At 59.9% G+C, this 12,565-nt stretch carries 9 protein-coding genes; all 9 read left to right on the top strand.

The window, feature by feature from the left end; genetic code table 11:
* Positions 1–696, top strand: a 696-nt coding sequence (locus AC3WQN_RS16225) for a bacteriophage T4 gp5 trimerization domain-containing protein (protein WP_492606945.1), incomplete at its 5' end; no start/stop codon positions are given.
* The gene (locus tag AC3WQN_RS16220) at positions 665–1,561 is read left to right on the top strand and encodes a DUF4123 domain-containing protein (RefSeq protein ID WP_103402405.1); all 897 of its coding nucleotides are present in this window, start codon (positions 665–667) and stop codon (positions 1,559–1,561) included. The genes AC3WQN_RS16225 and AC3WQN_RS16220, both read left to right, overlap by 32 nt.
* A complete protein-coding gene (locus tag AC3WQN_RS16215) occupies positions 1,558–3,894 on the top strand; it encodes a hypothetical protein (protein ID WP_492589326.1) in 2,337 nt (778 codons plus the stop codon). The genes AC3WQN_RS16220 and AC3WQN_RS16215 overlap by 4 nt, the downstream gene beginning before the upstream one ends.
* On the top strand, positions 3,887–4,921 hold the full coding sequence (locus tag AC3WQN_RS16210; protein WP_256587257.1) for a formylglycine-generating enzyme family protein: 1,035 nt from the start codon (positions 3,887–3,889) through the stop codon (positions 4,919–4,921). Before AC3WQN_RS16215 ends, AC3WQN_RS16210 begins: the two co-directional genes overlap by 8 nt.
* On the top strand, positions 4,918–5,952 hold the full coding sequence (locus AC3WQN_RS16205; RefSeq protein ID WP_103399946.1) for a formylglycine-generating enzyme family protein: 1,035 nt from the start codon (positions 4,918–4,920) through the stop codon (positions 5,950–5,952). Before AC3WQN_RS16210 ends, AC3WQN_RS16205 begins: the two co-directional genes overlap by 4 nt.
* A complete protein-coding gene (locus AC3WQN_RS16200) occupies positions 5,949–6,980 on the top strand; it encodes a formylglycine-generating enzyme family protein (protein WP_103399947.1) in 1,032 nt (343 codons plus the stop codon). The genes AC3WQN_RS16205 and AC3WQN_RS16200 overlap by 4 nt, the downstream gene beginning before the upstream one ends.
* Positions 6,977–8,011 (top strand): formylglycine-generating enzyme family protein, encoded by a 1,035-nt coding sequence (locus AC3WQN_RS16195; protein WP_103399948.1) that lies wholly within the window; start codon positions 6,977–6,979, stop codon positions 8,009–8,011. The genes AC3WQN_RS16200 and AC3WQN_RS16195 overlap by 4 nt, the downstream gene beginning before the upstream one ends.
* A 145-nt stretch (positions 8,012–8,156) precedes the next feature.
* Positions 8,157–8,834 carry a DUF3592 domain-containing protein gene (locus AC3WQN_RS16190; RefSeq protein WP_158248600.1) on the top strand — a complete coding sequence of 226 codons (678 nt, stop codon included), beginning with the start codon at positions 8,157–8,159 and terminating at the stop codon, positions 8,832–8,834.
* Between the two features lie 51 nt (positions 8,835–8,885).
* Complete coding sequence (gene tssM / locus AC3WQN_RS16185; protein WP_103399950.1) at positions 8,886–12,461, top strand: type VI secretion system membrane subunit TssM; 3,576 nt, start codon at positions 8,886–8,888, stop codon at positions 12,459–12,461.
* Positions 12,462–12,565: the final 104 nt, after the last annotated feature.

The raw sequence follows: 12,565 nt of genomic DNA, 5'->3' as shown, positions 1-12,565 counted from the left end.
AAACACAAGACGCGCATGACGCTCAAGAGCAAGACCCACAAGGGCGAGGGTTTTAATGAGCTGCGCTTCGAGGATGAGCTGGGGCAGGAGGAGGTGTTTATCCATGCGCAGAAAGACCAGAACGTCGTGGTCAGGAACAACGAAAGCACTCGTGTCGGTAACGACCGTCGGCAGGACATCGGCCATGACGAGCACCTCGAAATTGGCAACGACCGGCAGCTTTCGATTCGCGGCAACAGCCGCTCGCGGATCGACGGCGAACAGCAGCACCACGTCAAGGGCCCGCGCACGACCGCCATCGAGGCTGACGACCATCTGAGCGTTGCCGGTAACCGCACGCTGACAGTGGCAGGGCGCCTGGGGATGGGCAGCGGGCGACAAATCCACCTGCAAGCCGGTGACGAAATCGTGCTGGATGCCGGTGTCAGCCTGACGTTGCAAGCCGGTGGCCATTGCCTGCGGATAGACCCCAGTGGCATTTACAGCAGCGTAAAAGTGAAAACCGGTGCCGTCCCAGGCGCGGTCGAGCCCATCACGGATCAGTCGTTGGCCATTGCACCCTCCACCGGCCCGGCACCGGCGACGTTCCCTTCCCCTGAATCCTATCTGCAGGCGCTGGAAAGCGGGGCCCTGCAGGTGACCAGCCATTGTGAGTTTGACGCCAATGAATCCTGCGCACTTCACCCTGATCGCTGACCGCCTGCCCGGATTGGAGTACCACGACGGGGCTTCGCCTCAGTGCTGGTCCAGAGGCGAGTATCTGTTGCTTGAGCCGGGCCAGGACGAGTCACTGTCAGCGGCGCTGTACGCCGATCGACAAACCCCCGGCTGGTCGGTGGAGGCGTTGTTCAGCGGTACCCCGGCACAGGCACTGGCCAGGATCGGCCCGCATCTGGTCGCGCTGCTACCTGACAGTGCAAGTCTCACGGCCATTGTGCAGCGGTTGACCGGCGAGCCACTGGGCATCGTGATCCGGCCTCGGGATGGGGTGGGTTGGAACGCCCTGGTCGAGCATCTGCGGGATCGACTGTGGGCCAAGGGCACGGACGGTCAACCGGCGATCACCCGCTGGTTTGATCCTCGTGGTTTGCGCGCGTTGCTCAGCGCACTCACGCCTGTCCAGCGAGCGGCGCTGGCCGGCCCTGTCGAGTCGTTTATCTGGCACGGCGGACAGGGTTGGTATCAGTGGTCGCCCCCCGCGCCGGCATTCTCAACCGCCTCGCAGGCACCGACTCTGCGGTTCGACGCCGAGTTTGTCGAACAACTGGCCCGGGAGCGGCTGTGGGACAGCGCCATGACCTTGGCCAGTCACTACGCCAGTTGTTTGCCCGCCGACCCGCACGTGGCGCTGCATCGGGTATTTGCAGGGCTGGTGGCTGCCCGCGAGTGTGGGTACAGCACTGCGCGTGAGCAGGAACGCTGGCTCCGGCTGTGTTTGTCTGATGGAAGCGACTTCTGGCGGCAACCCGAGGCCGAGTTGCTACTGCGGCGCGATGACCTGGCCCTTGCACAAAAACTTTCTGAACTGGAATCCCTGTACCTCAAAGGAACGACACCATGACCGGACCTTCGCCCCTCACGCTGCCCCCTCCGGTGTTCGCCGACAGTCTCTACGACAGCAACCCGATCTGCCCCCCAGCCTGTCAGCAACAGCGGGTTGACGCCGTGCACATCACCGGCGACGACAGCACCTTTTACGTGCTCAGCGCTTATGAACAGCAGCGTTTGGAACGTGCGATCAACGCGGTGGAAGGGTTGATCAAGGACTTCCAGGGTATCGTCAGTGGCCTGCCCGAGCAGCCGCAGGCCTGCATCGCCGGGCAGCGCGACGCCACCGAGGAGACCTGTGGCTGCCAGGCCTGCCAGAAGCTCTTATGGGCGCGCGAGGCCGAACGGGCCGGCTTGCTCAGCCTGCACCAGGCGCGGGTGCAGGCTGAAGACATTCGCCTGACCACCGATGAGGACGTCCAGGGGCGCATCGCCGATTTGCTCAAGCAGCGCGAGGAATTTGCCAGTCTGTGCGGCTGGTTCAGCGACGATGACGTTTGCCTGATTGGCAAAAAGGTCGGTGCGGCCCTGGACGCGGAGGTCGACGGCTTGAAGACGCGGCTGAGCGCCGTGCAGAAACGCACCACCACGATCGCCACCGCCACCCTGCCGGACACGTCCCTGGGCGCCCGACAGGTCGCCGGTGCCAGCGTTACCCGCGCCCGCAGCGGTAACCGGGTGGTGGAAGTCATCGTCCTCAGCCGCCCGGACCGGCGCTACTACATCTCTCAATCCGCCGCCGACGGGTTGCGCAGCGCCATGCGGGTCACGGTCGGACGGCGACCCGCGAGCACCCGGCTCGATGGCGCCGGGCTCAAGAACCGTGCCGGTGAACTGGTGCGCGATATCCGCCAGCAGGTCGGCCAACGCGTTCGAGAAGACCTGGCCAAGCCTCTGGGCCAACTGGAAGCGCGGCTCAAGAGCTGGAAATTTCCCCAGGACAGCGCCATCAATGCCCTGCACCAGGAATTCGACTGGACCTCGGACAGCAGTGAGCACGCGCCCTATGCCGTGAGCACCGAAGCCCACCTGATGCGGTTTGCCGCCCAGGCCAGCGCCGGCTTTTCCGGCTTCGACCCCGAGGCCGGCACGATCTCCCTGGGGGCCAAGGGCCTGGCCAGTTATGCCCTGGGCGAAGGCAAGATCACCTTCGCCGCCTTCCAGCCCAGCCAAGGCGGGCGTGACTGCTACTTCAGCTACCGGAACGCCGAGGGGCAGCGGGTGTACCACCGCTTTGGCGCATTTCGCCTGCGCGGCGCCCTGGAACTCAATTGCTTTATCGGTGCCGTGGGCGTCGGCAACGCCACGGCCGGGGTCAAATGGAAAGACGCCCCATCGGGAGCCAGCGCCTTGCTGCTGAGCCCGGAACTGGATTCACGCGGCGGCACGGTGCAAGTCAAGGGCAGCCTGTTCGCCGGCGTCCAGTTCGGCGGTGCGCTGACCGGCGCACTGGAGTGGATGGCCCCCGATATCCAGTACCGGCAAGACGCCCAATGGGCAGCCCTGGTGGAGTTGCGCGCGGAAGGCAATGTGGCCTATGGGGCGGGGGCGACGTTGGATTTTCAGATCGTGCTTACTCGAGGCAAGTTGTATTTCCACTGCCAAGGTCAGTTGGTGTTCGGTCCGGGGGCCGGGGGTGGGTTTGGCACCTTAGTGGACCTGGAGAAAATCGGGGAACTGGTGGGGGTGGTGTACCAGACGTTGAGCGAGGTGGATTTCCGGCATTTGTTCAGCATTAACGAAGATGCCTTTGTGTTGTTTTATCAAGGCGTTTCGCGGCTGTTGAGTGAACCGGGGAAGACGTTGAATGGGGTAATGGAGCTAGGGACTGAAACTCTCAGTCGATGGTGGAAAGATCGGGCACAGAATATTGCCTCAACTGGTCGATTAGCCGAGCGCATCCTGAACGATGAACCGCTGCAACTCGGGACGCAACGTATTCCCTTGTGTCGTCTCCCGCCTGAAGTGTTGGGGCCCGTACTGTACATGCTCAGCGACTTCTACCTCTTCGCCTTCAAGAACCAAACGGAAAAAGCCATCGTTCACCTGTTGAAACAGGTCAGCAGTTGGCGCCAGTTCTATCTGATACTGGAGCGCATGCACCCGACAGCGGAGGTTGTTTCCGCAGCCGATAGCGTCAAGCGTATCCGCAGTTATTTGAGCAGAGCACAGGCCCAGGAATTCTCCAACTTCATCAAGCGTCTGGCCGAACATGCCGGCGAAGCCGTGCCCGGCCAACCGTTACCACAATGGCTACCGTGGCAACCGATGAATGCCAACGATAAGTACAAAACATTGCTGGCAGCCCGGGAAATCTGGGCGCCAGAAGGGGGGCGTTATGTCTGATGCAACGCCAATGACCTTGTCTCGATTTGCCTGTCTGGGGTTGTTTGCCCTGGTGCTGACTGCCTGTAATCAGAGCGCTGTGGTTCCAAGCGAATCGCTGAGCCCTGGGCAGGTTACTGCGATTGCCGTACGCATTGATCAACGCTACCCAGATCAAGCTGAATCTGAGCGCCGTGCTCTGCTGCAACAGGTAGTGACCGCCATCGACAACATGGTATTTGTCGAGGGCGGAACTTTTGAGATGGGTGACTTTGGTTGGGTCGGTGAATACGACCCGGCAAATATGTGTGAATGGCCGTGCGGTGTACCGACGGACGAATTGTGGTTTCTGGTACCGAAGGCAGACTCTCGGCCGTTGCACACTGTACGACTGGACAGCTTTTATATAGCGAAGTACCACACCACCATTGCTGAGGATGATCGGTTTCGTACTTTTATGGGTTTACCTTTCTACAACATGGATTTGACGGAGGAGGATCGTAGAGACGGTTTAACTCGTCCATATCGTCTAAGAGTTCCAAGCATGTTCAAGCCTGACTTTCCCGCCTACAGCAAGCTTTGGCAGGAAGCCAAGGACTACTGCCTATGGCTGGGAGAGCTTAGTGGCCTTCCAGTAGATCTGCCGACCGAAGCCCAATATGAATACGCCGCCCGTTCCGGCGGTCGTTATGTGGTGTATTCCACTGACACTGGCAGTGTGATCAGAGGCAAAAACGTTCACGGTGGCAAGTCTATTTATCCTGTCGGTTTTTTCCCTCCCAATCCGCTCGGCCTGTATGAAATGGGCGATAACGCCGTCTCTTGGGTCAACGACTGGTACGCTGCCGACTACTATCAGAACTCCCCAGTAGACAACCCGCAGGGACCGGAAACCGGTACTGAAAAGGTCCTGCGCGGCAGTGACGCATTGTCAACACCACAGCTAGCGATGACCATGTGGCGACACAGCGATAAACCGGATCTGGGTGAGTACTACGCCCAAAACAGCTATCGCTGCTCTATCCAACAGAGTGGGCCACTGAAATGATGGCTCATTATCTGGGTTCTATCTCACGATTCTCATGCCTGGCACTTTTGTCCTTCTTGTTGGGTGCCTGCAATCAAAACAGCGTGACTCCAAGTCAATCACTCAGCCCCAAACAAGTCGCGGCAGTTGCCGAGCGCATTGATCAGCGCTACCCCAAACAAGTTGATTCGGAACGCCGCGCTCTGCTCCAGCACGTAGTCACCGCCATCGACAACATGGTGTTCGTCGAAGGCGGGACATTTGAGATGGGCGACTTCGGTTGGGTCGGAGAATATGACCCGGCGAACATGTGTGAGTGGCCGTGCGGTGCGCCGAGGGACGAACTGTGGTTTCTGGTACCGAAGGCAGACTCTCGGCCGTTGCACACTGTACGACTGGACAGTTTTTATATGGCGAAGTACCACACCACCATTGCTGAGGATGATCGGTTTCGACGCTTCACTGGGCTCCCTTATTACCGAATGGATTTGACGGTCGAAGACAAACAGAATCAACGGACTCAATCCTACCGGGTCAGGAACCCGGATTTGTTTAAGTCGGCCTTTCCTGCCCGTAGCAAGTTATGGCAGGAGGCCAAGGATTACTGCCTATGGCTCGGACAGTTAAGCGATCTACCGGTAGACCTGCCCACCGAAGCTCAATACGAATACGCCGCCCGCTCTGGTGGTCGTTATGTGGTGTATTCAACCGACACGGGCAGTGTTATCAGAGGCAAAAATGCCCATGGTAGTGACGCTATCTACCCTGTTGGTTTTTTCCCTCCTAACCCGCTCGGCCTGTATGAAATGGGTGAAAACGCCGTCTCCTGGGTCAACGACTGGTACGCCGTCGACTACTATCAGAACTCCCCGGTAGATAACCCGCAGGGTCCAGAAACCGGTACTGAAAAGGTCCTGCGCGGTAGCGACTCAGTGTCAACACCACAGCTAGCGATGACCATGTGGCGGCACAACGATAAACCGGATCTGGGCGAGTACTACGCCCAAAACAGCTATCGCTGCTCTATCCAACAGAGCGGGCTGTTGAAATGACGGCTCATTACGGTTCTATCTCTCGATTCTCATGCCTGGCGCTGTTGGCCTTCACGCTCGGCGCCTGCAATCAAAACAGCTTGACTCCAAGTCAATCACTCAGTCCCAAACAGGTCGCGGCAGTTGCCGAGCGCATTGATCAGCGCTACCCCAAACAAGTTGATTCGGAACGCCGCGCTCTGCTCCAGCACGTAGTCACCGCCATCGACAACATGGTGTTTGTCGAAGGCGGGACCTTTGAGATGGGCGACTTCGGTTGGGTTGGAGAGTATGACCCGGCCAACATGTGTGAGTGGCCGTGTGGAGTGCCGAGAGACGAGCTGTGGTTTTTGGTGCCGAAGGCCGACTCTCGGCCGTTGCACACTGTACGGCTGGACAGCTTTTACATGGCTAAATATCACACCACCATTGCTGAGGATGATCGGTTTCGTACTTTTACGGGTTTACCTTTCTACAACATGGATTTGACGGAGGAGGATCGTAGGGACGGCTTAACTCGTCCATATCGTCTAAGAGTTCCAAGCATGTTCAAGCCTGACTTTCCCGCCTACAGCAAGTTATGGCAGGAAGCCAAGGACTACTGCCTATGGCTGGGAGAGTTGAGCGGCCTTCCGGTAGATCTGCCCACCGAAGCCCAATATGAATACGCCGCCCGTTCCGGCGGTCGTTATGTGGTGTATTCCACTGACACTGGCAGTGTGATCAGAGGCAAAAACGTTCACGGTGGCAAGTCTATCTATCCTGTCGGTTTTTTCCCTCCCAATCCGCTCGGCCTGTATGAAATGGGTGATAACGCCGTCTCCTGGGTCAACGACTGGTACGCCGTCGATTATTACCAACACTCTTCGGTAGACAATCCCCAAGGTCCGGAAACCGGCACCGAGAAAGTTCAACGTGGAGGCACTTCGGTTTGGACCCCTAGTGCTTCAATGACGATGCGTCGCTTAAACAGCAAACCGGTATTGGAGGATTACTACGCCCAAAACAGCTACCGCTGTGCCATCCAACAGAGTGGACCACTGAAATGACGGCTCATTATCTGGATTCAATCTCTCGATTCTCATGCCTGGCGCTGTTGGCCTTCACGCTCGGCGCCTGCAATCAAAACAGCGTGACTCCCAGTCAATCACTCAGCCCCAAGCAGGTCGCTGCGATTGCCGAGCGCATTGATCAGCGCTACCCCAAACAAGTTGATTCGGAGCGCCGCGCTCTGCTCCAGCACGTAGTTACCGCCATCGACAACATGGTGTTCGTCGAAGGCGGGACATTTGAGATGGGCGACTTTGGTTGGGTCGGTGAATATGACCCGGCGAACATGTGTGAGTGGCCGTGCGGTGCACCGAGGGACGAGCTGTGGTTTCTGGTGCCGAAAGCCGACTCCCGGCCACTGCACACGGTGCGGCTGGACAGCTTTTACATGGCCAAATATCACACCACCATTGCTGAAGACGACCGGTTTCGCCTGTTTGCAGGTTTACCGATCTACGGTGCCAAACCGCGTGCCTTGGAGCATGAGTTGGGGATTGATATCGCCCCGCGAATAAGCAATCCAAAGAGATTTGCCCCTGACCTACCGGCACGCAGCAAACTGTGGCAGGAAGCCAAGGACTACTGCCTATGGTTAGGAGAGCTGAGTGATCTTCCGGTAGACCTGCCCACTGAAGCTCAGTATGAGTTTGCGGCGCGTTCGGGAGGTCGATATGTAGTGTATGCCACCGATAATGGCAGCATTGAACTGGACCGGAGCATTAGTGGCAACAGCGCTATACACCCAGTGGGTGCCTATCCCCCGAATCCTTTGGGCCTTCACGATATGGCTGCGAACGCCGTCTCTTGGGTCAACGACTGGTACGCCGCCGACTATTATCAGAACTCCCCAGTAGACAACCCGCAGGGACCGGAAACGGGAATCGATAAAGTTCAACGCGGAGGCATGTCGGTCTGGACCCCCAGTGCATCAATGACGATGCGCCGCTTGAATAGCAACCCGGATCTGGGCGAGTACTACGCCCAAAACAGCTACCGCTGTGCCATCCAACAGAGCGGGCCACTGAAATGACGGCCCGCTACCTGAGCCCTCCGTGCGCTCGCCCGATCTGGATGTCCCTCGACCTCATCAAGCACCTGACACACCAGGCGGGCGAAGCCGTGCCTGGACGATGGCGCTCACTCTGAACATCTACCCCCCTCGAAAAGGAGCAATCATGAAAAGAACATGGCCATGGATATTTGTAATCGTCGGTGTGTTGATGCTGACGGCCGCCGTCGCGCGGCACTTCAATCGTGTCTCGGAACAAGCCACGATGGTTGAAACCTCCGGCCGGGTGGTTGATGTCCGCGAGGGATGCATCACCGTGGAGTTCATGACGCAGGCGCAGCGACGGGTTGAATTCACTGGCAGCGTCTGCCAGAAGCCACCGGCATTTGCGCGTGGCGAGCCCGTATCGGTGCTTTATGCGCCGCAGGATCCTGCCAGGGCCAGTATCAATACCTTTGCGCAGAACTGGTTTGTCAGCCTGTTTTTTGCGGGCATGGGGCTGATCTCTTCGCTGGTGGGCGGTGTGTGCGTCTGGTTCATCACCCTGGCACCCGGGCGTGCCGAGCGCCGGGCGCTTGAGCTCAAGCGCATTGGCAAATCCATCCAGGCCCGGGTGATGGGCGTGGAACCGAATGTCGCCCTGAGTATCAATGGCCGCCATCCCTGGCGGATCGTCACGCAGTGGCTCGATCCGACCAGCCGCAAAGTCCGTTTGTTCTACAGCCAGAACGTCTGGTTTGACCCGACCCCGTACCTGACAACCAAAGAACTACAGGTCTGGATCGACCCTGACCGCCCCAGCCGTTACAGCGTCGACACTGACTTTCTGCCGAAAATGGACTGACCCGTCGCGCTGTCCTGGTACAGGCAATGGGTTCAATGGATGGGTAAGCGTATGTTGAATTTCTGGAAAACACTCCGCGCCGCGGCCGCCCGCACTCAACGCCGACTTCAGGTGAGCATGCCGGTCCTGGTGGTGCTGGGTGTGGTGATCGCGTTGATCGGTATCTGGTGGCTGGGCCCGCACTGGGTGTGGGAGGGTCATCAACCGCTGGTTGAGTGGTCCATGCGTATCGCAGCCAGCGTTGGGGTGGTCATGGTGCCGTTGCTGATCTGGGGGCTGCGGTTGCAGGCTCGCCACCGGCAATGGCAGGCCGAGCGCCGTCAGGCAAGCGCGCTTGCAGGGGACCCCGGCCTGCAGGATCTCGAACGCCAACAATGCAGCCTGGACCAGAGTCTGGCGGTATTGCGCAAAAGACTTGCCCACGAGGATATCTATCGGCTCCCCTGGTATGTGCTATTGGGGGCGGAGGAGGCCGGCAAGACCAGCCTGGTCTCGCGCTTCAACGAGCATGTGCCGCTGTTCGACCTGGCCCGGCGGGGTGATGAACCTGGCAGGGAAGAGCGCGACGACGTGCAATGGTGGCTGGGGCATGAGGCGGTACTGATCGACACCCCGGGCGGCTTTTTCACCCAGCCCATGGCGGCGGACGAAGGGGCGCCGCCGACCTATGCACGGCGCTGGGCGCATTTGCTCGGATGGTTGGCGGACAACCGCAGTCGCCGGGCGCTCAACGGCATTGTGCTGACGATCGATCTTGCGCGGCTGATGGCGCAATCCGTTGAAGAGCGTCAAGCCGCGCAGACTGCAATACGCTCGCGCCTGGATGAGTTGACGCAACAACTGGGCGTTCGCTTGCCGTTGTACGTGGTGCTCAGCAAGATCGACTTGCTGGAGGGCTTCGAAGAGTTCTTCAGTCGCTTGCCCGCTGCTGCGCGCGATGAAGTGATGGGCTTCACGTTCTCGCTGAATTCGGTCGATCGCCATGATGCCTGGCTGGAAGAGTTCGACAGCAGCTACGCACGTTTCGCCGTACGATTCGGTGAGCGGGTGATGGACGCGCTGAGCGACCCGCGAATGGCGATGCATCGGCATCGTCTGCTGGCGGTCTCGCGCCAGTTGGCAGGCATTCGCCATGTGCTGAGTGTGTTTTTGTTCAATGCCTTGAACGGTGGCCGCCACACTCAGTCAGCCCTCGTACGAGGGGTCTATTTCTCTTCGGTCTGTCAACAGGGGGTAATGCTCAACTGTTTTGTGGATGCCGCGGCAGAGTCTCATGATCTGGGCGCGCCGGCTGCGCACGCCAAGCGTGCCGGGGGAAATCTCGTCTACTCGGCCCAACAACTGTTCCAGCGCGTGATCTACCCCGAAGCCGGCCTGGCCGGCGACAACATAAAGGTTGCCCGTAGCAAACGGCGGCTGCTGATTGCCGGCTTCAGTGTTGCCTCCATGGGGTGTCTGCTGGCGCTGGGGACGTGGCAGTTCTACTCTGGCGTCAACCGCGACAAGGCACTGAGTGTGTTGGCCAAGAGCCGGGAGTTCAGTGCGCGGGATATCGATGCACAGATCGACACGAGCGGTCGCAACCTGCTGGTGCCGTTGAATCAGATTCGCGATGCGGTCTCGGTCTTTGGTGACTACCGCGAGGCTTGGCCGTTGCTTTCGGACATGGGCCTGTACCAGGGCAGGGCGATTGGTCCGACCGTGGACGAGGCCTACCTCAATCTGCTGTCCAAGCGCTTTCTACCGGCCATCGCCAGCGGTGCGCTGGAGGCGATCAACGCCGCGCCAGCCGGCAGCAACCGGCAACTGGCGGCGCTGCGGGTCTATCGCATGATCGAGGAACGGCATAACCGCCGCCCGGCCATCGTCGAGGAGTGGGTCGCCGCCCAGTGGCAGCGCGCCTACCCTGGCCAGGGGCAACTCCAGGTCGAGCTGATGCGGCACCTGCACTACGCCCTGAAATACGCCGACGCCGACCTGCCGCAGCATCGCGAGCGCATCGCCCAGGTGCAACAGCAATTGCGTCAGTTGCCCATGGCGGAACGGGTCTACATGACCCTGAAACAGGACGCGCACGCACGTTTGCAGAGTGCCCTGGATGTGCGCCACGAGGTGGGTCCGGCCTTCGACATCATCTATCGTCCGCTGGCCGGCTCCGAGCATACCGCCGATGGCAGTGCGCTGGTGTTGGCCTCGCTGCTCACCGCCAAGGGCTTCAAGCAGTACTTCGAACCTGGCGCCCGGGACATCACCGAACTGGCGATGATCGACCAGTGGGTGCTCGGCGAGCGGCGGGAGCTGGATTACTCCGAAGAAGACCGCAAGGTGCTCACTGAACGCATTCGCGCACTGTACAGCGCCGACTATGTCGACAGCTGGCGGCGGGCGCTGAACCAGTTTGCGGTCACCGATTTCCAGGACCTGAGCCACGGTGTGGCGGTGCTGGAGCAGGTGACCGGTCCGGCGCAGCCGTTGCGGCGTCTGCTGGAAACCCTGCGTGACAACACCGTGATCTATCCCGCGGTACCGCTGGTCGAGGGTGTAGTGCCGGTCAGCACCGACAAGCTGCCGGACGATCAGCTGCAGGCAGTGGGTATTCGTCGTGCGTTCGCCGGCTTGGCGGAGTTGCTCACGGCCAAGGGCGAGCAACCGTCCTACTACGAAGAAACCCTGCGTTCGGTGGGTGCGGTCTACGACTACGCCAAGGCCGTGCAGGACAACCCGGATCCTGGCAAGGCGGCGCTCAAAGCCGTGCTCAATCGTTTTTCCCTGGTGGGCGCCGACCCGATCGCCAACCTGCAACGCATTGCCGTGGGCCTGCCGGAGCCGATCAACCAACAGGTCAAGAAGCTCGCCGACCAGACCGCCCAGGTGCTGGTGGTCGAAGCCCTGCGTGAACTGGAAAAACGCTGGGACAGTGAGGTCTACAGTTTCTATCAGCAGCGTCTGGCCAATCGTTATCCGTTCAAGGCCAGCGGCGAGGATGCCTCGCTGGATGACTTCGAGGCCTTCTTCGGGCCGCAGGGGCGCTTGCAGCAGTTCCACGATCAGTACCTGAGCGTGTTCCTCGAGGACAACCTCGATGCGTTGTACTCCGACAGTCTCGGTGCTTACCTGGTGCGCAGCGACGTGCTGGAGCAACTGAAGAACGCCGAACGTATCCGCGACACCTTCTTCAACCATCGCGGTGCCCTGGCGGTCCAGCTCACCATCGAGCCCCTGGCCCTGAGTGCCACCCGCCTGAGCAGCCTGCTCAGCGTTGACGGACAGTTGATTCCCTATCAACACGGTGCCCCTCAACGCACCGGCCTGGTCTGGCCCAATACCCTGGGCAATGCCAGCGGCAGCCAGGTGACTCTGGTTCACAGCAATGGCAATACCGCGTCCTTGAGCTATCGGGGCCCGTGGTCACTGTTTCGCCTGCTCAGCCGCGGGCAGCTCAATGGCCGCACCGCCACCAGTGTCGACCTGACCTTCGGCATCGCCGATGGCCTGATGCGATATCGGATCGGCGCGGAGAAGGCCAACAACCCGATTACCCAACGCAGTTTCGAAGGGTTTGTGTTGCCCAGGACATTGCTGCAGGAGCGTTCAACGCAAGGGATAAAAACAGTCAGCCAACGTTAAGGGGCGATTTTACCCGGTACGTTCGGTCGCCCCTCAGGCTTCTGTAATTCGAGGGGGGCCTTGGTGATTCGTGCCGAGGCACCGCCTGCGCTTGAGGTCCGACT

It is taken from the genome of Pseudomonas sp. FW300-N1A1 (assembly GCF_058789115.1).
Note: the sequence above shows the minus strand (reverse complement) of the source record. Positions and strands in the feature narration are given on the sequence as shown.

Coding starts and splice junctions, on each gene's coding strand:
- AC3WQN_RS16190 (WP_158248600.1), top strand. CDS start 8,157: ATGAAAAGAACATGGCCATGGATATTTGTAATCGTCGGTGTGTTGATG.
- AC3WQN_RS16210 (WP_256587257.1), top strand. CDS start 3,887: ATGTCTGATGCAACGCCAATGACCTTGTCTCGATTTGCCTGTCTGGGG.
- AC3WQN_RS16220 (WP_103402405.1), top strand. CDS start 665: ATGAATCCTGCGCACTTCACCCTGATCGCTGACCGCCTGCCCGGATTG.
- AC3WQN_RS16205 (WP_103399946.1), top strand. CDS start 4,918: ATGATGGCTCATTATCTGGGTTCTATCTCACGATTCTCATGCCTGGCA.
- AC3WQN_RS16195 (WP_103399948.1), top strand. CDS start 6,977: ATGACGGCTCATTATCTGGATTCAATCTCTCGATTCTCATGCCTGGCG.
- tssM (WP_103399950.1), top strand. CDS start 8,886: ATGTTGAATTTCTGGAAAACACTCCGCGCCGCGGCCGCCCGCACTCAA.
- AC3WQN_RS16215 (WP_492589326.1), top strand. CDS start 1,558: ATGACCGGACCTTCGCCCCTCACGCTGCCCCCTCCGGTGTTCGCCGAC.
- AC3WQN_RS16200 (WP_103399947.1), top strand. CDS start 5,949: ATGACGGCTCATTACGGTTCTATCTCTCGATTCTCATGCCTGGCGCTG.